Here is a 19347-nt window from a genome sequence, read left to right as displayed (position 1 = left end):
CCGCCCGCCCCACCTCCGCAGCGCCCCCCGCCCCCACCGGGCGGGGGGCGCTGCGGCGTGTTCGGCTCCACACCTCGTGACAACTCACCGCAGATGACACAATCGGCACATGGAACACGATGGCCAACTCGAGCTGTACGGGTTCCTCGCTGCCAGGTTGAAGCAGGCCCACACCCGGGTGGCGGGTCTGCAAGTGCCGGAGGACGTCAGGATGCAGTTGACCCGGCGGCTGCTCGTCATCACCGCTGCCGCGAAGCACGATCTCGCGGGTGCGGCAAGGCGTCTGGAGGAACTGATGAAGGACCTCGACGAAGGCCGATTCCCCGATCAAAGGTCTTCCTGAGCCCCGAGTTCGTTGCGGCACAAGGGTGATTCGCCCGTTTCGTATTTGATTTGCGGTATATATCCGCCTAGCGTGCGAAAAAGCCCGAACTTCATCGCCGGGCAAGTTTCCGAAGGGGAAGACGTGAACAAGGCGCAGCTCGTTGAAGCGATTGCCGACAAGCTCGGCGGCCGTCAGCAGGCCGCGGACGCGGTCGACGCCGTCCTGGACGCGATCGTCCGCGCGACGGTGAGCGGGGACCGGGTCTCGGTCACCGGCTTCGGCTCGTTCGAGAAGGTGGAGCGTCCTGCCCGCTACGCCCGCAACCCCCAGACCGGGGAGCGGGTCCGGGTCAAGAAGACCTCCGTCCCGCGCTTCCGCGCCGGTCAGGGCTTCAAGGACCTGGTCAGCGGGTCGAAGAAGCTCCCCAAGGCCGGAGAGGTCTCCGTCAAGAAGGCGCCCAAGGGCAGCCTGAGCGGAGGCGTCACCGCCAAGGCCACCACCAAGAAGGCCGCCGCGAAGAAGACCACGGCGAAGAAGGCCGTCACCAAGGCCGCCGCGGCCAAGAAGACCACCGCCGCCAAGACCACGGCCAAGAAGGCCACCGCGGCCAAGGCGACGACGGCGAAGAAGGCGGCCGCCAAGAAGACCACGGCGAAGAAGGCGACCGCCAAGAAGACCGCCCCGGCCAAGAAGGCGCCCGCCAAGTCGGCGGCCCGGAAGACCGCCACCAAGCGGGCCGCGAAGCGGTAACGATTCCGCGGCCCCGCACACGCCGACGGGCCGGACACCCCTGAATCAGGGTGTCCGGCCCGTCGGCGTGTGCTCAGGCCCCCGGGTCGGGGAAGGTCTGCAACGTCACGAACACCACCCGGCGCCCGTCCCCGCTGCCCTCGGTGCGGATGCGCACCCGCTGCCCGGGCCGCAGCAGCCGCAGGCCCCCGGCGTCGAACGCCGCCGCGTCGAACGGCAGCGGCGTCCCGTCGTCCAGCAGCACGCTGCCTGCGCGGGTCTCGGGGTCGTAGGTGTACGCGGTGGCCTGCATGGGCCTCAGCCTATCGGGCACCGCCGCCCGGGGCCGGTGCCCCCGCGGCCGGGCAACCGGCGGGCCCGGGCCCCGTGGCCCCGTCCCGCGGCGCCGCCCGAAGTGCGGGCCGCAGCAGCACCCGCGTGTGCGGCCCGACCCCCAGCAGCAGGGCGGCGGCCAGGTCCTCTCCCGTATCCACGTCCCGGCGTACGGAGTCCACGTCCGGCAGGACGATCTCATGGGCGCCGGAGGCCCGGTGGCGGGCCCGCGAGGGCCCCCCGAAGGCCGGCGCGAGGGCGGTCCCGGCGGTGGCCGCCAGCAGCGTGGTACCGATTCCGGCCGCGTCGGCCAGAAACGACCGCCCTGGGCGCCGTGCGGCCGCGCGGAGCACCGCGGCCAGTTCGGCGGGCCGCAAGGCCGGGAGATCGGCGTTCAGGGCCGCCACGGCCGCCGCGGGGTGGCGCCGCAGGACCGCTTCGGCGCCGTGCCGCAGCGCCGCGTTGAGGCCGGCCGCGGGGGAGTCCGCCTCGACGCGCGCCCCGAGGGCCGCCAGCACGGACCCGGCGAGCGGGTCATCGGTGACGACCGTCACATTTCGTACCACCTCGCAGGCGAGCGCGGCGGCCACCGTGTCCTGCGCGAAGGCCAGCGCCAGCCCCGGCCGCACGGGGCCGACGGCCTCCGCGAGGCGGCTCTTGGCGGCGGACAGCGGCTTCAGCGGGACGACGAGCGTCCATTCCACGGGTGGCGACACCGAACTATTGTGCTCGGGTCCCCCGGGGCCACCGCCACCCTGCCCCAACCCCCCTTCCCGGCGGCCCGTCTCCGGGTGCACGATCTCCCTGGTGCGTGCCCGGGCCTCCTGGTCCCGGCGCTTCCGTCGGGGCGTACCCCGAGGGCCTTTCGCCCTGGCGTTACGGTGGCCCTTCCGGCGACACTTGTGCGGCCGCACCGGCCGTACGATGCCGCCGACCACAGCAGGCCGCGATCCGGTGACCCCCGGGTCGGCGGCGGAACGAGGAGGAGTTCTGGTGTCCCGCCGCAGAATCGGCTTCTGGTACCGGCTCGCAGCCGTCATCGCCAAACCGCCGCTTGTCGTTCTCTTCAAGCGGGACTGGCGCGGAATGGAGCACATTCCGGGCCAGGGCGGATTCATCACGGCGGTCAACCACAACTCGTACCTCGACCCGCTGTCGTACGCGCATTTCCAGTACAACACCGGGCGGGTCCCCCGCTTCCTGGCGAAGGCGCCGCTGTTCAAGCCCGCCTTCGTCGGCGCCATACTGCGCGGCACCGGCCAGATCCCCGTCTACCGCGAGAGCACCGACGCCGCGAACGCCTTCCGGGCCGCGGTGGACGCCATCAACTCCGGCGAGTGCGTCGCCTTCTACCCGGAGGGCACGCTGACCCGCGACCCCGAGATGTGGCCGATGGTGGGCAAGACCGGTGTGGCACGGGTCGCGCTGATGACCAAGGCCCCCGTGATCCCGGTCGCCCAGTGGGGCGCCAACGAGGTCATGCCGCCGTACGCCACGGAGAAGAAGCTCCGCCTCTTCCCGCGCAGGACCCTGCGGGTCGTCGCCGGACCGCCGGTGGACCTCTCGGCCTTCTACGGGCAGGAGGCCAACGCCGAGGTGCTCAGGGACGCCACCGACACCATCATGGCCGCGGTCAGCGAGCTGCTGGGCGAACTGCGCGGTCAGACGCCGCCCGCCGAGCGCTTCGACCCTCGCAAGCAGAAGGGGAACACCAAGTGACGACGCGCTGCGCGGTCTACGGCGCGGGCTCCTGGGGAACCGCCTTCGCGATGGTGCTCGCCGACGCGGGCGCCCAGGTGACCATGTGGGGCCGCCGCCCCGAGGTGGTCGAGGCCATCAACACCACGCGCAACAACCCGTACTACCTCCCCGGGACCGAGCTGCCCGCGACGATCACCGCCACCACCGACCCCGCCGAGGCGGCCCGGGACGCGGAGTTCGTGATCCTCTCCGTACCGTCGCAGACGCTCCGCGGCAACCTGGCCGAGTGGCAGTCGCTGCTGCCCCGGGACTCGGTGCTGGTCAGCCTGATGAAGGGCGTCGAACTCGGCACGGCCAAGCGGATGAGCGAGGTCATCGAGGAGGTCGCCAAGGCGGGCCCGGAGCGCGTCGCCGTGCTGTCCGGCCCCAACCTGGCCAAGGAGATCGCCGCACGGCAGCCCGCCGCCAGCGTCGTCGCCTGCCGCGACGAGGCCGTCGCCAAGCGGCTGCAGGCCGCCAGCCACACCGCGTACTTCCGGCCGTACACCAACACCGACGTCGTCGGCTGCGAACTCGGCGGCGCGGTGAAGAACGTGATCGGCCTGGCGGTCGGCATCGCCGACGGCATGGGCCTGGGCGACAACACCAAGGGCTCGCTGATCACCCGCGGACTGGCGGAGACCACCCGGCTCGGCATCGCGCTCGGCGCCGACCCGCTGACCTTCTCCGGTCTGGCGGGCCTGGGCGACCTCGTCGCGACCTGCTCCTCGCCGCTGTCCCGCAACCACACCTTCGGCTTCAACCTGGGCAAGGGCATGACGCTCGAGGAGACCATCGCCGTCACCCGGCAGACCGCCGAGGGCGTCAAGTCCTGCGAGTCGGTGCTCGACCTCGCCCGCCGGCACGGCGTCGACATGCCCATCACCGAGACCGTCGTCGACATCGTGCACAACGGCAAGCAGCCGGTCGTCGCGGTCAAGGAGCTGATGTCGCGCTCCGCCAAGTCGGAACGCTGACGTCCGGAACGGTAAGGTCAACGCGACATGAGCATTCAGCCTTCTTCCCGCAAGCCGCGCGTCGCCGTCGTCTTCGGCGGACGCAGCTCCGAGCACGCCATCTCGGTCGTCACCGCAGGCGCCGTACTGAGCGCGATCGACCGCGACAAGTACGACGTGCTGCCGATCGGGATCACCACCGACGGCCGTTGGGCGCTCACCGCCGACGACCCGTCCCGGATGGCGATCGCCGACCGCGCGCTGCCGAGCGTCGAGCAGCTCGCCGAGTCCTCCGACGGTTCGGTGATGCTGCCGGTGGACCCGGCCAGCCGCGAGGTCGTCTACAGCGAGCCCGGCTCGGTGCCCAAGGCGCTGGGCGACGTCGACGTCGTCTTCCCCATGCTGCACGGCCCCTACGGCGAGGACGGCACCCTCCAGGGACTGCTGGAGCTCTCCGGTGTGCCCTACGTCGGCTCCGGAGTGCTCGCCTCGGCCGTCGGCATGGACAAGGAGTACATGAAGCGGGTCTTCATCTCCTTCGGCCTGCCGGTCGGCCCGTACGTGGTGATCCGCCCCCGCGACTGGGAGAACGACCCCGCCGCGGCCCGGAAGACGGTCGTGGACTTCGCGGCCGACCACGGCTGGCCGGTCTTCGTCAAGCCCGCGCGTGCCGGGTCCTCGATGGGCATCAGCAAGGTCAACGACCTCGCCGGCCTGGACGAGGCGATCGAGGAGGCCCGCCGGCACGACCCCAAGGTGCTGGTGGAGTCGCTGCTGCGGGGCCGCGAGATCGAATGCGGCGTCCTGGAGTTCGAGGACGGCCCGCGCGCCTCCGTCCCCGCGGAGATCCCGCCGGTCACGGCGCACGACTTCTACGACTTCGAGGCGAAGTACATCGACTCCGCCGAGGGCGTCGTCCCCGCCCCGCTGACCCCGGAGCAGACCGCCGAGGTGCAGCGGCTCGCCGTGGCCGCCTTCGACGCGGCCTCCTGCGAGGGCCTGGTCCGCGCGGACTTCTTCCTGCAGGACGACGGCGAGTTCGTGATCAACGAGATCAACACGATGCCCGGCTTCACGCCGATCTCCATGTACCCGCGCATGTGGCAGGAGAGCGGCGTCGGCTACGCGGAACTGGTGGACCGGCTGATCCAGGCCGCGCTGCGGCGCCCCACCGGCCTGCGCTGAGCCGCGAACGGCGAGGAGCCGTGCCCCCGGGGGCCCGTCAGAGCTCGGAGGGGATCGCCGTCTCCACGGCGTGCCCGAGGTCGGTCAGCGGATTGACCTCGGGCTTGTAGCGGGCGGGTACGGTCACCTCGACGAAGGCCTTGCGGCCGGTCGTCGTGAAGCGGTAGCCGTCGCCGGTCTGCTCGATGAGCCAGCTCACCCCGTTCACCTCCACCGCCTCTGCGGTGGGGTTGTACACCGGGTTGCCCGGGGTCAGCATCTCGGGTCGCGGCACGCCGCAGCGCAGCACCACCGTAGGATCCCCCCATCCGGCGGTGAGGTCGGAGACGGGGCTCACCGACCGCTTCGACAGGCCGTCGACCTTCCCGGGCAGCGCGTCGTGGAGGGCGCCGCACATCCGGGCGGCGGAGGCGGAGGGCGACGGCACGGCGACCCCGCCCGCGGCAGTGCCGGAGGCGGAAATCCAGACCGCCGCCGCGGACAGGCACGCGACGGCGGACACGGAGACTAGCGCTACCCGGCGGTACATCACCCGCCGAGCCTACAGGGGGCCTACAGATGGACGACCGGACAGGTCAGGGTGCGGGTGATCCCCTCCACCTGCTGCACCTTCGCCACCACGAGGCGCCCCAAGTCGTCGACCGTGTCGGCCTGGGCACGCACGATCACGTCGTACGGGCCGGTGACGTCCTCGGCCTGGATGACCCCCGAAATCTTGGAGATCACCTCAGCTACTGCCGAGGCCTTTCCTACCTCGGTCTGGATCAGAATGTACGCCTGTACCACGGAACCTCCAGGGCGGCTACGAGGATCATGTGGGAGGGAACGTCACGGTACCGCGTCGCCGCATGCCGCGGGGAGACCCGCGCGGTACCGGCCGTGCCGAAGCCGCCGCGCAAGCGCACACAGAAGGGGACCGGCCAGGTGAAGGGGACAGTCAGATGAAGGGCACCGTGGGCGAACTGGGGGAGTTCGGGCTCATCAGGGAGTTGACCGCCCGGCTCACCTCCAGCCCCGCCGTCCGGCTCGGACCGGGTGACGACGCCGCCGTGGTCGCCGCCCCGGACCGGCGGGTGGTGGCCACCACCGACGCGCTCGTGGAGGGGCGGCACTTCCGCCGCGACTGGTCCACCGCCTACGACGTGGGCCGCAAGGCCGCAGCGCAGAACCTCGCGGACATCGCCGCCATGGGCGCCGTGCCGACCGCGGTGCTGCTCGCCCTGGTCGTCCCGGCCGACCTGCCGGTGACCTGGCCGGTCGAGCTGATGGACGGCATCCGGGACGAGTGCCAGGTGGCCGGCGCGGCCGTGGTCGGCGGCGACGTCGTCCGCGGTGACACGATCATGGTCTCCATCACCGCACTGGGTGATCTGCGCGACCGAGAACCCATCACCCGATCCGGTGCCCGCCCCGGCGACGTCGTCGCCGTCACCGGCTGGCTGGGCTGGTCCGCGGCGGGACTCGCCGTCCTCTCCCGGGGGTTCCGCTCCCCGCGCGCCTTCGTCGAGGCCCACCGCCGCCCCGAACCGCCGTACCACGCGGGTCCCGCCGCCGCGGAACTCGGCGCGACGGCCATGACGGACGTGAGCGACGGGCTCGTCGCCGACCTCGGCCACATCGCCGCCGCGAGCGGCGTCGCCATAGACCTGTCCTCCGCGGACATCGACATCCCGGCGCAGATGGCCGACATCGGGCAGGCCGTGGGGGTCGACCCGCTGCACTGGGTGCTGACCGGGGGAGAGGACCACGCGATAGTCGCCGCCTTCCCCCCGGACACGAAGCTCCCCGCCCGCTGGCGGGTCATCGGCCGGGTGGTGAAGGCCACCACGGCGCCCCAGGTCACCGTGGACGGCGCCCCCTGGGACAAGGCGGGCGGCTGGGACCACTTCGGGGCCGAGTGACGGCGGCGACTAGATTCGCCGTATGACGATCCCACCACGCGTGCTCACCGTCGCCGGCTCCGACTCCGGCGGCGGCGCGGGCATCCAGGCCGACCTGAAGACCATGCTCGCCCTCGGCGTCCACGGGATGAGTGTGGTCACGGCCGTCACGGCGCAGAACTCGCTGGGCGTCCAGGGCGCCTGGGAACTCCCGGTGGAGGCCGTACGGGCCCAGTTCCGCAGTGTCGTGGACGACATCGGCGTCCAGGCGGTCAAGACCGGGATGCTCTCCTCGGCCGGGCTCGTCACCGCCGTCGCCGAACTCCTCGCCCCGCTCGACGTCCCCGTGGTCGTCGACCCCGTCGGCGTCTCCAAGCACGGCGACCCGCTGCTCGCCGCCGACGCTGTCGAGGTCGTCCGGACGCGGCTGCTGCCGCTGGCCACCGTCGCCACCCCCAACCTGGACGAAGTGCGCCAGATCACGGGAGTCGTCGTGGACGGCGAGCCCGCCATGCGAGAGGCCGCGGCGGCCGTCCTCAAGTGCGGACCCCGCTGGGTCCTGATCAAGGGCGGCCACCTGAGCGGCGACGCCGTCGACCTGCTCACCGACGGCAGCAGCGAGCACTGGCTGCGCGCCCCGCGCCATGACAACCGTCACACCCACGGCACCGGCTGCACCCTGGCGTCCGCCGTCGCCTCGTTCCTGGCACGGGGGCTGGACGTCCCGGAGGCGGCCCACGCCGCCAAGGAGTACGTCACCGGGGCCATCGAGGCGGGCTTCCCCCTGGGCGGCGGCATCGGCCCCGTGGATCATGCCTGGCGGCAGCGCTGACGCATGCCGGTGGATCCCGGTGGGATCCACCGGAATCCGGTGGGAGAGCACACCAGAAAGCCGGTCCACCACGAGGGTGGACCGGCTCAAGTAGCCGCAAAGGCTGCGCTACGACGTCCTATGCGTCAGCGCGCGACCTTGCCGGCCTTGATGCACGAGGTGCAGACGTTGAGGCGCTTCGGCGTCCGACCGACCACAGCACGCACCGTCTGGATGTTGGGGTTCCAACGACGGCGGGTACGGCGGTGCGAGTGCGAGATGTTGTTGCCGAAGCCCGGCCCCTTGCCGCAGACGTCGCAGTTGGCAGCCACGGGTCACTCCAAAGACTTCAGATGCACTAACGGATAAATCCCGGCGGCGCCCGACGTCCGTCCAAGTGCATGAAGGAAGAGCCGGTGGTGCCGAGGGACGGCCCGGGACAGCCCCGGGCAACCGGAGCAGCATACTACGTCCGCTCCTGTCCCTCGAAATTACCATGGTCAGCGGTACGGGGCGGTCGCCCGGAGGGCCCCGGCCCTCAGTACGCTGCGTGCGGACACCTCCCCACCCCAGGTCCCCGGCCGCCCCCGCAGGAGGAACACGTGCCGCCGACGCTCGACCCTCCCGCGGTCCGCGCATGGTGCCGGCTGTCCCTCCAGGCGCTCGGGCGGGCACGCGAGGAGATCGACGCGATCAACGTCTACCCCGTCGCCGACGGGGACACCGGCACGAACCTCTTCCTGACCGTGGAGTCCGCCGCCCAGTCCGTGGACGCGGTCTTCGAGGGCCACGCCGCCTCGGGCGGCACCCCGGACCTCACCTCGTGCCTGCGCTCCATGGCGCACGGCGCGCTCATCGGGGCGCGCGGCAACTCCGGGACGATCCTCGCCCAACTCCTGCGCGGCATGGCCGAGGTCCTCACCGAGGACGCAGGCGACCTGCGGCCCGCCCTGCGCCGGGCCGCCGAGTCCGCGTACCAGGCGGTGGCGCACCCGGTCGAGGGCACGATGCTGACCGTCGCCACGGCGGCCGCGGAGGCCGCCTCCGTGGTGAACGGCGACGTCCACGAGGTCTCCCGGGCCGCGTACGAGGCGGCGCGCCTCGCGCTGGCGGCGACCCCGCGGCAACTGGCCGTCCTCGGCGACGCCGGGGTCGTCGACGCCGGCGGCCGCGGCCTCGTCGCCGTCCTGGGTGCCCTCGCGGACGCGGTCTCCGGCCAGGCCCCCATGGGTCCGCTCGACGACGTCCTGCGGGTGCCGCTGCCCCGGAGCGCGTCCCAGGTCGTGCCGTACGGCTGCGCGACCGGTGAGGACGGTACGGAGGGCGGCGACCCCCACGCGGTGCCCGGGGGGCCGGGCTTCGAGGTGATCTATCTCCTGGAGGCACCCGACCGCGCCGTAGCCGCGCTGCGCACACGGCTGGACCGGCTCGGCGACTCCCTGGTGGTCGTCGGCGGGGACGGGCTGTGGAACGTCCACGTCCACGTCGACGACGTGGGCGCCGCCATCGAGGCCGGGATCGAGGCCGGACGGCCGTACCGCATCAAGGTCACGCACTTCGGCGACCAGGCGCGGGCGCTGGAGCAGGGCCGCCGCGGGACGGCCGGCCCGCACGGTGCGGGCGAGCGGGGGGAACGCGCGCTGCGCGCCGTCGTCGCCGTGGTGCGGGGCGACGGGCTCGCCGGACTCTGCGCCCAGGCCGGCGCCACGGTGGTCGCCGTACGGCCCGGGGAGCCGCCCGCGAGCGGCGACATCGCCGAGGCCATCCGCCGCGCGCACGCCGACGAGGTCGTCCTGCTGCCCAACGAGGTCGAACTGCGGCACGCGGTGGGCGCCGCGGCCGAACAGGCGCGCGCGGAGGGGGTCCGCGTGGCCCTCATCCCCACCCGGTCCGCGGTCCAGGGCATCGCCGCCCTCGCCGTCCACGAGCCCACCCGGCGCTTCGACGAGGACGTCGTCGCCATGACCTCCGCGGCCGGCGCCACCCGCTACGCCGAACTCGCCGTCGCGGAGGCCAGATCCTGGACCATGGCCGGCGTCTGCCAGGCCGGGGACGTCCTCGGCCTCATCGACGGGGACGTCGCGGTGATCGGCGGCAACCTCGTGGAGACCGGGATCATCGTCCTGGACCGGATGCTCGCGGCGGGCGGGGAGATGGTCACGCTCGTCATCGGGGCCCACGCGCCGGCGGATCTGGCGGACCGCCTCGAGGCGCACGTCCGCGACAGCCACCTCGCGGTCGACACGGTCGTCTACGACGGCGGCCAGGAGACATGCCCCCTCCTGATCGGCGTCGAGTAGCCCTGCCGGTCAAGCCGCCGATCTCGCGAAATCGGCGGGCCGCGGCCACGTCCGGCCGTGTTTTCACCGCGAATTCATCAGCCCGCAACCCGCCGGCCCTGCCGTCGCCACCTGCGACGATGTCGACGCCAACCGGTCCCGCCGCGCACGTGTGTACGTCACACGAATGCATTTCCGAACCATGAATGCCGCCCGTACGATGCTTCGACCATTCATGATTCCTGCCAGGGGGAAACGCGGCGGGGGTCTCATCGATGTGGGGGCTCATACACATGCGCATTCGCGCCACAGTGGCAGCCGTTTCGGGCGCCCTGGCTCTGTCCGCACTGGCCGTGCCGGCCGCGCACGCCGACGGCACCGCACATGGTTTCTCCTTCCCGTCCCTCACCAAGCGGACGGCCGCCCCGGCCGACGACGCGGAGGGTGACACGACCATCTCGAGCGTCGTCGTCAACGCCGGGAAGCCCGTCGTGCTCGGCACGACCAGCAAGCTGACCGTCAAGGTCACGCTGACCGCCAACGACCCGTCGGGCATCTACGACGCCGACGCGCTGCTCTACCACGGCACGTACCCCAACGCCGTCGACGGCGCGGAGACGTCCGTCAAGGCGTGCGGAGCGAAGAACGCGGCGACGTACACCTGCACGCTCACCTACAGCTTCACGTCGAAGGAAACCGTCTACAAGAACGGACTGGCGGGCACCTGGAAGGTCGCCGCCTACGCGGTCGGACAGGACGGCGATTTCGTCGAGAAGGACGCGCTCAAGACCTTCAAGGTCCTGCGCACCTCGAAGGTGACGGTCAACGCCGCTCCGGAGCCGGTGAAGAAGGGCAGGACGATCACGGTCACCGGCTCCCTGACCCTGGCGAACTGGGAGACGCACAAGTACGGCGGCTATGCCGGCCAGAAGGTCGCGCTGCAGTTCCGCAAGGCGGGCACGACCAACTACGTGAACGTCAAGGGCATCACGTCGAGCAGGACGGGCTCGCTGAAGACCACGGTCAAGGCCGCCCAGGACGGCTACTACCGCTTCAACTTCATCGGTTCGCCGACCGCCGCCCCCGTCGTCGCCGCGGGCGACCACGTCGACGTCAAGTGACCGGATGACCACGGTGTGCCGGGCCGGGCGCGCGCCTCAGGCGTCCGCCCGGCACACCCCGTGCCGGGCTGAAGGGAAGACGGAGGCGGCCCCAGGTCGGCCGCCGGCACAGCGGCGGCGCCGCACGCGACACACAGGCACCACATTGTCCGCGGGGTGCGCAAAGATGGACGCGATGTCTGCTGCCCTTGACGAACCGCTCGCAAAATCCGTCGGCGGCCGCACCGCAAAGGTGTTCGCCGACCACCTCGACCTGCGCACGGTCGGTGACCTGCTGCACCACTACCCGCGCCGCTATGCGGAACGCGGCGAGCTGACCCGCCTGTCCGACCTTCCGCTCGACGAGCACGTCACCGTCGTGGCCCGCGTCGCCAAGGCGACGAAGAAGACGTACGGCCCAGGCAAGGCGCGCCTGGAGGTGGTCGTCACCGACGGTAGCGGCTCGCTGACCCTGGTCTTCTTCGGCCGGGGGGTCTTCAAACCCGAGCACGACCTCCTCCCGGGCCGGCGCGGCATGTTCGCCGGCAAGGTCTCCGTGTTCAACCGGGCCCTGCAGCTGGCGCATCCCGAGTACCAGCTGCTGGACGCGGAGGACGGCAAGGAGGCCGTGGACGCCTTCGCGGGCCGGCTGATCCCGATCTACCCGGCGTGCAAGCAGGTCAACTCGTGGACGATCGCCAAGACCGTGGACACGGTGCTGACCTCCCTGGGGGCCACGCAGTGGTCCGGCACGGGTGAGCCGCTGCCCGCCGCGCTGCGGGAGTCGCGCGGGCTCGCGGCGCTGCCGGAGGCGCTGGAGAAGATCCACCGCCCGCGGTCCAAGGCGGACATCATGATCGCCAAGGAGCGCCTCAAGTGGGACGAGGCCTTCGTGCTGCAGGTGGCCCTCGCGCGGCGCCGCGCCGCGGACGACGCGCTGCCCGCCGTGCCGCGCGCACCGGCGGAGGACGGCCTGCTGAAGGCCTTCGACGCACGGCTGCCGTTCACGCTCACCGAGGGCCAGCAGAAGGTGTCGGCGGAGATCTTCGCGGACCTGGCGACGGACCACCCGATGCACCGGCTGCTGCAGGGCGAGGTGGGTTCCGGCAAGACGATGGTGGCGCTGCGCGCCATGCTCGGGGTGGTCGACGCGGGCGGTCAGGCCGCGATGCTGGCGCCCACGGAGGTGCTGGCGCAGCAGCACCACCGGTCGATCACGGAGATGATGGGCGACCTCGCCGAGGGCGGCATGCTCGGCGGCTCGGACCTGGGCACGAAGATCGTGCTGCTGACGGGTTCCATGGGGGCCGCCGCCCGCCGCCGGGCGCTGCTGGACCTGGTGACCGGCGAGGCCGGGATCGTCGTGGGCACGCACGCGCTGATCGAGGACAAGGTGCAGTTCCACGACCTGGGTCTGGTCGTGGTGGACGAGCAGCACCGTTTCGGCGTCGAGCAGCGCGACGCGCTGCGGGGCAAGGCCAAGCAGCCGCCGCACCTGCTGGTGATGACGGCGACGCCGATCCCGCGGACCGTGGCGATGACGGTCTTCGGCGACCTGGAGACCTCCGTGCTGGACCAGTTGCCGGCGGGCCGTTCGCCGATCGCGACGCACGTCGTGCCCGCCAAGGACAAGCCGCACTTCCTCTCGCGCGCCTGGGAGCGGGTGCGCGAGGAGGCCGAGAACGGGCACCAGGCGTACGTGGTGTGCCCGCGGATCGGCGACTCGGACGACGAGGCGGACGCGCCGAAGAAGAAGTCCGCGGAGGACGAGGCGGAGCGGCGGCCGCCGCTGGCCGTGCTGGACACCGCCGAGCAGCTCGCCAAGGGGCCGCTGGCGGGGCTGCGGGTGGAGGTGCTGCACGGGCGGATGCAGCCGGAGGCGAAGGACGACGTGATGCGCCGCTTCGCCGCGGGCGAGGTCGACGTCCTGGTGGCGACCACGGTGATCGAGGTCGGCGTCAACGTGCCGAACGCCACCGCCATGGTGATCCTGGACGCGGACCGCTTCGGCGTCTCGCAGCTGCACCAGTTGCGCGGCCGCGTCGGCCGCGGCTCGGCGGCGGGTCTGTGCCTGCTGGTGTCCGAGATGCCGGAGGCGACCTCGGCCCGCGCCCGGCTGGACGCCGTGGCCGGGACGCTGGACGGCTTCGAGCTGTCCCGCATCGACCTGGAGCAGCGTCGTGAGGGCGACGTGCTGGGGCAGGCCCAGTCCGGGACGCGCTCGTCGCTGCGCATGCTGACGGTGATCGACGACGAGGACGTGATCGCCGCCGCCCGCGAGGAGGCCACCTCGCTGGTCGCCGCGGACCCCGAACTGGCGGGCCAGCCGGATCTGCGCAGCGCGCTGGAGAGCCTGGTGGACGCGGACCGCGAGCAGTATCTCGACAAGGGCTGACGGGCCGTCATTGTCAGTGCCCCCTGGGAGAATGGACACAGTCCGCGCCGATCCGCTCGGGAATCGGCGTAGTTGGACCTTTGGGGGCTGATTTCATGTCGTTCCGTCATCTCAACGAACTGCCGCTCGGTGAGAAGGTCTTCCGGATCGAGCTCTCCAGCGACGACGACACCACCGTCACCCTGACCCTGGCCGGCTGGTCCGAGGACGACCCGGACACCCTCCTCGCCTCCGGCACGCTCACGCTGCCGCTGACCGACGTCCCGTCCCTGCGCATCGCCCTCAACCGCGCCCTGCGCGCCCTCGCGCTCGTGGCCGACGTGTCCGAGCCCATCCCCGACCGCGACGTGCTGCGCGAGCTGTTCCCGGGGCACGGCGCGCCCTGGGTGCCGCAGCACGAGGAGGAACTGCTCCGCCGGTTCCACGACGGCGAGTCCATCGCCCGCATAGCCGCGCGCTTCGGCCGCACGCCCGACTCCGTCCGGACGAAGCTGCGTGAGCTCGGTCACGACCCGCGCCGCCCCGAGCACTGCCCGCCCGACGGCTGCCTGTCCTGGTCGCGCTACGCCTCGCCGGCGCTCGTGGGAGGCGTGCCGGGCTCCGCCCTGCCGGAGGCCGGGGGCGAGCAGGGCCGGGACTGACCTACGTATCGTGGGGGAGCGGCGCCGCGCAGGCGCCGTTCCCCGCCCACGAGACGAGTGAGCCGAAGATGACCCGCGTGATCGCCGGAGCCGCCGGTGGCCGCCGCCTGGCCGTGCCGCCGGGCAACGGAACCCGACCCACCTCGGACCGCGCGAAGGAGGGGCTGTTCTCCACCTGGGAGTCGCTGCGCGGCGCCCTGCACGGGGCGCGGGTGATCGACCTGTACGGGGGATCGGGCGCCGTCGGACTGGAGGCGCTGTCGCGCGGTGCGGCGCGCGTGCTGCTGGTCGAGTCCGACCCGCGGGCCGCCCGGGTCATCCGGGAGAACGTCCGCGTCCTCGGGATGCCCGGCGCCGAGGTGCGGGCCGGCAAGGCCGAGAAGGTGATCGCGGGAGAGCCCCCGGCGGAACCGTACGACCTGGTGTTCCTGGACCCGCCGTACGCCGTCACGGACGACGAGCTGCGCGAGATCCTGCTCACACTCCGCACGCGGGGGTGGCTCGACGCGGATGCCGTCGCCACCGTGGAGAGGAGTACCCGAGGCGGGGAATTCCGCTGGCCCGAGGGGTACGAAGGGATCAGGGCCCGTCGGTACGGCGAAGGGACGCTTTGGTACGGTCGCGCCGCCGACGTCGCCGACGCGTCATGAGCCACCCGCAGAACCCTCAGAGCGAGGAGTCACCGTTGCGCCGCGCAGTCTGTCCCGGGTCCTTCGACCCCGTCACCAATGGACACCTCGACATCATCGCCCGCGCCTCGCGCCTGTACGACGAGGTGTACGTGGCCGTGATGATCAACAAGTCGAAGCAGGGCCTCTTCTCGATCGAGGAGCGCATCGCCCTCATCGAGGAGGTCACCGCAGAGTACGGAAACGTGCGCGTGGAGGCCTTCCACGGCCTCCTGGTGGACTTCTGCAAGCAGCGCGACATCCCCGCCATCGTGAAGGGCCTGCGCGCGGTAAGCGACTTCGACTACGAGCTGCAGATGGCCCAGATGAACAACGGGTTGTCCGGTGTGGAGACCCTGTTCGTCCCCACCAACCCCACCTACAGCTTCCTGTCCTCCAGCCTCGTCAAGGAGGTGGCGCAATGGGGCGGCGACGTCGCCCACTTGCTGCCCCCCGTCGTGCTGGAGGCCCTCAAGAAGAAGCTCGCGCAGCAGTAGAGTCTGGGACGTGGACGTCCAGAAGAAGCTCGACGAGATCGTGGCCGCCGTGGAGGCCGCCCGGTCCATGCCGATGTCGGCCTCCTGCGTGGTCAACCGTGCCGAGCTGCTCGACATGCTCGAAGACGTGCGGTCGGCGCTGCCCGACTCGCTCTCCCAGGCCCAGCAGCTGCTGGGCGGGCGGGAGCAGATGGTCGAGGAGGCCCGGGCCGAGGCCGACCGGATCATCGGGGCCGCGCACGCGGAACGCGGTTCGCTGATCTCCGACACCGAGATCGCCCGCCGCTCCCAGCAGGAGGCCGAGCGCATCGTCACGGAGGCGCAGCGCGAGGCCACCGAGATCCGGGCCGAGGCCGACGACTACGTCGACAGCAAGCTCGCCAACTTCGAGGTCGTGCTGACCAAGACCATCGGCTCGGTGGACCGCGGCCGCGAGAAGCTGCTGGGCCACGGCCCGGCGCTCGACGAGAACGGCTACCCGTACGAGGACGACGACGCGCCGGAGCGCAGCGGCGACCCCGAGACGCTGCGCCGCCGCGCCGACGAGTACGTGGACGCCAAGCTGGGCGCCTTCGAGGCGGTCCTCAGCAAGACCCTGGAGGCCGTCGGACGGGGCCGCCTGAAGCTGACCGGCCACCGCCCCGTCGACGAGCTCGGCGCCGGCCTGGCCCACGACACGGACGGCGAGGGCCATGTCCCCGGGCAGTCCGACGCCGAGTACCTCGCGGGCTTGGCCGCCCCCGTGGCCCCCGGCGACTACCAGTACGACCCGAACGCCGTGCAGCAGCCCGACTACGGCTACCAGCAGCCCGACCCGTACCAGCAGCAGGTCCAGCAGCCCGACCCCTACCAGCAGCAGGGCCAGTACGCCGACCCGTACGCCGCGCAGCCGCAGCAGGCCTACTACGACCCGAACTACGGCTGGCAGCAGCCGCAGCAGACCGGCTACGAGCAGCAACAGCAGTACATGCCGCAGCAGCACCAGCAGGGCCAGGGCGCGGCGCTGGACGAGACGAGCTTCTTCGACACCAGCATGATCGACCTGAACCGGCTGCGGGAGCTGGAGCAGGAGCGCGGTTTGGGCTGAGCCCGGGGGACCGGTATCCTGATCCCTCAGCCGTGTGATCCCCGGCGCTTTGGCGTGCCCGCCGTCGCACCGGAGGGCACGCGCCGAACCGAAGAAAGCAGGAGCCCTGGACACCCGCCTCGACCACCGCAACCCGCTCGTGTTCGACACGCACGAGCTGGGTCGTCGTCCTGGGGCGATGAAGAAGGTCTCCCGTTCGGTGCCGGCCCCCAAGGACATGGGCATCGAGGTCATCGGTGTCCGCGAGGGCGCGGAGATCACGCTGGACCTCCGCCTGGAGTCGGTGATGGAGGGGGTGCTCGTCACGGGCACCGCCCGCGCACCGCTCTCGGGGGAGTGCGTAAGGTGTCTGGAGCCGGTCGAGCGCGAGCTCGAGACGGACTTCCAGGAGTTGTACTCCTACCCCGACGCCGACACCCGGACCGGTGGGCACCAAGGTGCCGCCGACGCCGGTGACGACGCCGAGGAGGAGGACACTCTCTTCCTCGAGGGCGACCTGTTCGACCTCGAGCCCGTGCTGCGGGACGCGGTGGTTCTCGAACTGCCGCTGCAGCCGGTGTGCCAGGACGACTGTTCCGGCTTGTGCCCCGATTGCGGGGTACGGCTGGCGGACGACCCGGACCACCACCACGAGGTCACCGACATCCGTTGGGCGGCCCTGCAGGAAATCCAGCTGAGCGGTGCCGAGGACGGCGCCGACGAGAACCAGGAGAAGTAGCCGTGGCTGTTCCCAAGCGGAAGATGTCGCGCAGCAACACGCGCCACCGCCGTTCGCAGTGGAAGGCTGCGCCCGTGAGCCTGGTGGCGTGCGAGCGCTGCCACGAGCCGAAGCAGCAGCACATCGCGTGCCCGAGCTGCGGCACCTACAACCGTCGTCAGGTCCTCGAGGTCTGATCGGCGGGTGAGGGGCTCCATGTCGTCAGACGGCGCAACGTCGACGGACGCCGGTAGGGCAGCCTCGTCCCCCGCGGTTCTGGAAGGGCGGCTCGGGTACACACTCGAACCCGCCCTTCTGGTGCGTGCGCTGACCCACCGCTCGTACGCGTACGAGAACGGTGGTCTGCCCACCAACGAGCGCCTGGAGTTCCTCGGGGACTCCGTGCTCGGCCTGGTGGTCACGGACACGCTCTACCGCACCCACCCGGACCTTCCGGAGGGCACGCTCGCCAAGCTGCGGGCCGCGGTGGTCAACTCCCGGGCCCTGGCCGATGTCGGCCGCGGCCTCGACCTGGGCAGCTTCGTCCGCCTCGGCCGGGGCGAAGAGGGCACGGGCGGCCGGGACAAGGCGTCGATCCTCGCGGACACCCTCGAGGCGGTGATCGGCGCGGTCTACCTGGACCAGGGCCTGGACGCCGCGTCGGAGCTGGTGCACCGGCTCTTCGATCCGCTGATCGAGAAGTCGTCCAACCTCGGTGCGGGACTGGACTGGAAGACCAGCCTCCAGGAACTCACCGCGGGCGAGGGCCTCGGTGTCCCGGAGTACGTGGTCTCCGAGACCGGACCCGACCACGAGAAGACCTTCACGGCTGCCGCCCGCGTCGGTGGTGTCGAGTACGGCACCGGCACCGGCCGCAGCAAGAAGGAAGCAGAGCAGCAGGCCGCCGAGTCGGCGTGGCGCGACATCCGCGCCAAGCGCGACGCGAACGGCGCTGTCGCCGGCTGAACCCGTCAGGCCCGTCCGGCCGGCCCCCGAGGCCGCCCGGGCGGGCCTTGCGGTTCCCCGGGCGGGGAACCGCCGTCCGAGAGGAGCGCCCCGAGTGCCGGAGCTGCCCGAGGTCGAAGTCGTACGCCGCGGCCTGGACCGCTGGGTGAGCGGGCGCACGGTCGCCCGGGCCGAGGTGCTGCACGCCCGTTCCGTGCGCCGCCACCTCGCCGGCGGCGCGGACTTCGCCGCCCGGCTGGAGGCGCAGACCTTCGGCCCCGCCCTGCGCCGCGGCAAGTATCTGTGGCTGCCGCTCCACGACTCCCCGCTGGCCCTCCTCGGTCACCTCGGCATGAGCGGCCAGCTCCTCGTCCAGCCGGAGGACGCGCCGGCCGAGGCCCACCTGCGGATCCGGATCCGCTTCGAGGACGATCTCGGGACGGAGCTGCGCTTCGTCGACCAGCGCACCTTCGGCGGCCTGTCGCTGCACGAGTGCGTGCCCGGCGACCCCGAGCGGCTGCCGGTCCCCCTGTCGCACATCGCCCGCGACCCGCTCGACCCCCGCTTCGACGACGCGGCCTTCCACACCGCGCTGCGCCGCCGCCGCACCACGATCAAGCGGGCACTGCTGGACCAGTCCCTGATCAGCGGGGTCGGCAACATCTACGCCGACGAGGCGCTGTGGCGCACCAGGCTGCACTACGAGCGGCCGACCGCGACCCTGACCCGGCCGGTCACCACCGAGCTGCTCACCCACATCCGCGAGGTCATGACCGACGCCCTCGCCGCCGGCGGCACGAGCTTCGACAGCCTGTACGTCAACGTCAACGGGGAGTCCGGCTACTTCGACCGCTCCCTGGACGCCTACGGCCGCGAGGACGAGCCCTGCCGCCGCTGCGGCACGCCGATCCGCCGCCGCCCTTGGATGAACCGCTCGAGCTACTTCTGCCCGCGCTGCCAGCGACCGCCGCGCGGCCCGGCCGGCACGACCGCCCTCGCCGTCCGCTCGTCGTAGCGGCCGGCGGCCGTGGTCGCAACGGTGACGACAGGGCCGCCGTGAACCCCCGGCGCGGACGGGA

At 71.9% G+C, this 19347-nt stretch carries 23 protein-coding genes; 18 read left to right on the top strand and 5 right to left on the bottom strand.

The genetic code is table 11. The features are described 5' to 3' along the window. The first annotated feature begins 109 nt into the window (after positions 1–109). Together CHF15_RS18705 and CHF15_RS18700 are read left to right on the top strand one after the other, a co-directional pair. The gene (locus tag CHF15_RS18705) at positions 110–343 is read left to right on the top strand and encodes an SCO5555 family protein (protein WP_018562075.1); all 234 of its coding nucleotides are present in this window, start codon (positions 110–112) and stop codon (positions 341–343) included. Between the two features lie 123 nt (positions 344–466). Beyond that, positions 467–1075: an HU family DNA-binding protein gene (locus tag CHF15_RS18700; RefSeq protein ID WP_089224978.1), complete on the top strand. Its 609-nt coding sequence runs from the start codon at positions 467–469 to the stop codon at positions 1073–1075. A 73-nt stretch (positions 1076–1148) separates the two neighbouring features. Here CHF15_RS18700 and CHF15_RS18695 read toward each other — a convergent pair whose 3' ends face one another. Together CHF15_RS18695 and cofC are read right to left on the bottom strand one after the other, a co-directional pair. Next, on the bottom strand, positions 1149–1367 hold the full coding sequence (locus tag CHF15_RS18695) for a hypothetical protein (protein ID WP_018562077.1): 219 nt from the start codon (positions 1365–1367) through the stop codon (positions 1149–1151). A 10-nt stretch (positions 1368–1377) separates the two neighbouring features. Next, complete coding sequence (gene cofC, locus CHF15_RS18690; protein WP_089224977.1) at positions 1378–2091, bottom strand: 2-phospho-L-lactate guanylyltransferase; 714 nt, start codon at positions 2089–2091, stop codon at positions 1378–1380. Between the two features lie 289 nt (positions 2092–2380). Between cofC and CHF15_RS18685 the strand changes: the two genes are divergently transcribed. The 3 genes from CHF15_RS18685 to CHF15_RS18675 are packed head-to-tail and all read left to right on the top strand — an operon-like array spanning position 2381 to position 5268. Next, on the top strand, positions 2381–3106 hold the full coding sequence (locus CHF15_RS18685; protein ID WP_089224976.1) for a lysophospholipid acyltransferase family protein: 726 nt from the start codon (positions 2381–2383) through the stop codon (positions 3104–3106). Beyond that, positions 3103–4104, top strand: coding sequence for an NAD(P)H-dependent glycerol-3-phosphate dehydrogenase (locus CHF15_RS18680; RefSeq protein ID WP_089224975.1), 1002 nt, complete (start codon positions 3103–3105; stop codon positions 4102–4104). Before CHF15_RS18685 ends, CHF15_RS18680 begins: the two co-directional genes overlap by 4 nt. A 27-nt stretch (positions 4105–4131) precedes the next feature. Further along, positions 4132–5268 carry a D-alanine--D-alanine ligase family protein gene (locus tag CHF15_RS18675; RefSeq protein WP_089224974.1) on the top strand — a complete coding sequence of 379 codons (1137 nt, stop codon included), beginning with the start codon at positions 4132–4134 and terminating at the stop codon, positions 5266–5268. 37 nt (positions 5269–5305) lie between these two features. Here the strand turns inward: CHF15_RS18675 and CHF15_RS18670 are convergent, their stop codons facing one another. Continuing rightward, positions 5306–5770 carry a DUF3515 domain-containing protein gene (locus tag CHF15_RS18670; protein ID WP_245938913.1) on the bottom strand — a complete coding sequence of 155 codons (465 nt, stop codon included), beginning with the start codon at positions 5768–5770 and terminating at the stop codon, positions 5306–5308. A gap of 50 nt (positions 5771–5820) precedes the next feature. Then, positions 5821–6054: an Lrp/AsnC family transcriptional regulator gene (locus CHF15_RS18665; protein WP_018562083.1), complete on the bottom strand. Its 234-nt coding sequence runs from the start codon at positions 6052–6054 to the stop codon at positions 5821–5823. 155 nt (positions 6055–6209) lie between these two features. Between CHF15_RS18665 and CHF15_RS18660 the strand changes: the two genes are divergently transcribed. Then, entirely contained in the window at positions 6210–7169 is a 960-nt protein-coding gene (locus CHF15_RS18660) for a thiamine-phosphate kinase (protein WP_089224972.1), read from the top strand. Positions 7170–7191: 22 nt separating this feature from the next. Next, entirely contained in the window at positions 7192–7980 is a 789-nt protein-coding gene (gene thiD, locus CHF15_RS18655; RefSeq protein WP_089224971.1) for a bifunctional hydroxymethylpyrimidine kinase/phosphomethylpyrimidine kinase, read from the top strand. 125 nt (positions 7981–8105) lie between these two features. Here thiD and rpmB read toward each other — a convergent pair whose 3' ends face one another. Next, positions 8106–8291 carry a 50S ribosomal protein L28 gene (gene rpmB / locus CHF15_RS18650; RefSeq protein WP_014628431.1) on the bottom strand — a complete coding sequence of 62 codons (186 nt, stop codon included), beginning with the start codon at positions 8289–8291 and terminating at the stop codon, positions 8106–8108. A gap of 270 nt (positions 8292–8561) precedes the next feature. Between rpmB and CHF15_RS18645 the strand changes: the two genes are divergently transcribed. From CHF15_RS18645 to mutM, 11 genes are all read left to right on the top strand, one after another. Further along, positions 8562–10259, top strand: a complete 1698-nt coding sequence (locus CHF15_RS18645; RefSeq protein ID WP_089224970.1) for a DAK2 domain-containing protein — start codon at positions 8562–8564, stop codon at positions 10257–10259. Between the two features lie 290 nt (positions 10260–10549). After that, on the top strand, positions 10550–11359 hold the full coding sequence (locus CHF15_RS18640; protein ID WP_322975688.1) for a calcium-binding protein: 810 nt from the start codon (positions 10550–10552) through the stop codon (positions 11357–11359). A gap of 175 nt (positions 11360–11534) precedes the next feature. Then, positions 11535–13733: an ATP-dependent DNA helicase RecG gene (gene recG, locus CHF15_RS18635; RefSeq protein WP_089225226.1), complete on the top strand. Its 2199-nt coding sequence runs from the start codon at positions 11535–11537 to the stop codon at positions 13731–13733. Between the two features lie 95 nt (positions 13734–13828). After that, entirely contained in the window at positions 13829–14374 is a 546-nt protein-coding gene (locus CHF15_RS18630) for a helix-turn-helix domain-containing protein (RefSeq protein WP_089224969.1), read from the top strand. Positions 14375–14442: 68 nt separating this feature from the next. Continuing rightward, the gene (gene rsmD / locus CHF15_RS18625) at positions 14443–15024 is read left to right on the top strand and encodes a 16S rRNA (guanine(966)-N(2))-methyltransferase RsmD (protein WP_089224968.1); all 582 of its coding nucleotides are present in this window, start codon (positions 14443–14445) and stop codon (positions 15022–15024) included. A gap of 35 nt (positions 15025–15059) precedes the next feature. Next, a complete protein-coding gene (coaD, locus tag CHF15_RS18620) occupies positions 15060–15539 on the top strand; it encodes a pantetheine-phosphate adenylyltransferase (RefSeq protein ID WP_220093307.1) in 480 nt (159 codons plus the stop codon). Between the two features lie 10 nt (positions 15540–15549). Continuing rightward, positions 15550–16626: an ATP synthase F0 subunit B gene (locus CHF15_RS18615; protein ID WP_089224966.1), complete on the top strand. Its 1077-nt coding sequence runs from the start codon at positions 15550–15552 to the stop codon at positions 16624–16626. 178 nt (positions 16627–16804) lie between these two features. Next, positions 16805–17344: a YceD family protein gene (locus CHF15_RS18610; protein ID WP_245938912.1), complete on the top strand. Its 540-nt coding sequence runs from the start codon at positions 16805–16807 to the stop codon at positions 17342–17344. A 2-nt stretch (positions 17345–17346) separates the two neighbouring features. Further along, on the top strand, positions 17347–17520 hold the full coding sequence (gene rpmF / locus CHF15_RS18605) for a 50S ribosomal protein L32 (RefSeq protein ID WP_026251550.1): 174 nt from the start codon (positions 17347–17349) through the stop codon (positions 17518–17520). 19 nt (positions 17521–17539) lie between these two features. Further along, positions 17540–18289 carry a ribonuclease III gene (gene rnc / locus CHF15_RS18600; protein ID WP_089224965.1) on the top strand — a complete coding sequence of 250 codons (750 nt, stop codon included), beginning with the start codon at positions 17540–17542 and terminating at the stop codon, positions 18287–18289. Between the two features lie 94 nt (positions 18290–18383). Next, positions 18384–19283, top strand: coding sequence for a bifunctional DNA-formamidopyrimidine glycosylase/DNA-(apurinic or apyrimidinic site) lyase (mutM, locus tag CHF15_RS18595; protein WP_089224964.1), 900 nt, complete (start codon positions 18384–18386; stop codon positions 19281–19283). Positions 19284–19347 lie beyond the last annotated feature (64 nt).

This window comes from Actinacidiphila glaucinigra (assembly GCF_900188405.1).
Taxonomy (GTDB): Bacteria; Actinomycetota; Actinomycetes; order Streptomycetales; family Streptomycetaceae; genus Actinacidiphila; species Actinacidiphila glaucinigra.
This window is presented reverse-complemented; position numbering and strand designations above follow the sequence as displayed.

Bases quoted from the DNA above. Each gene is read 5' to 3' on its own strand.
- CHF15_RS18705 (WP_018562075.1), top strand. From the start codon at position 110: ATGGAACACGATGGCCAACTCGAGCTGTACGGGTTCCTCGCTGCCAGG.
- CHF15_RS18695 (WP_018562077.1), bottom strand. From the start codon at position 1,367: ATGCAGGCCACCGCGTACACCTACGACCCCGAGACCCGCGCAGGCAGC.
- CHF15_RS18675 (WP_089224974.1), top strand. From the start codon at position 4,132: ATGAGCATTCAGCCTTCTTCCCGCAAGCCGCGCGTCGCCGTCGTCTTC.
- CHF15_RS18660 (WP_089224972.1), top strand. From the start codon at position 6,210: ATGAAGGGCACCGTGGGCGAACTGGGGGAGTTCGGGCTCATCAGGGAG.
- thiD (WP_089224971.1), top strand. From the start codon at position 7,192: ATGACGATCCCACCACGCGTGCTCACCGTCGCCGGCTCCGACTCCGGC.
- recG (WP_089225226.1), top strand. From the start codon at position 11,535: ATGTCTGCTGCCCTTGACGAACCGCTCGCAAAATCCGTCGGCGGCCGC.
- CHF15_RS18630 (WP_089224969.1), top strand. From the start codon at position 13,829: ATGTCGTTCCGTCATCTCAACGAACTGCCGCTCGGTGAGAAGGTCTTC.
- rsmD (WP_089224968.1), top strand. From the start codon at position 14,443: ATGACCCGCGTGATCGCCGGAGCCGCCGGTGGCCGCCGCCTGGCCGTG.
- CHF15_RS18610 (WP_245938912.1), top strand. From the start codon at position 16,805: ATGAAGAAGGTCTCCCGTTCGGTGCCGGCCCCCAAGGACATGGGCATC.
- rnc (WP_089224965.1), top strand. From the start codon at position 17,540: ATGTCGTCAGACGGCGCAACGTCGACGGACGCCGGTAGGGCAGCCTCG.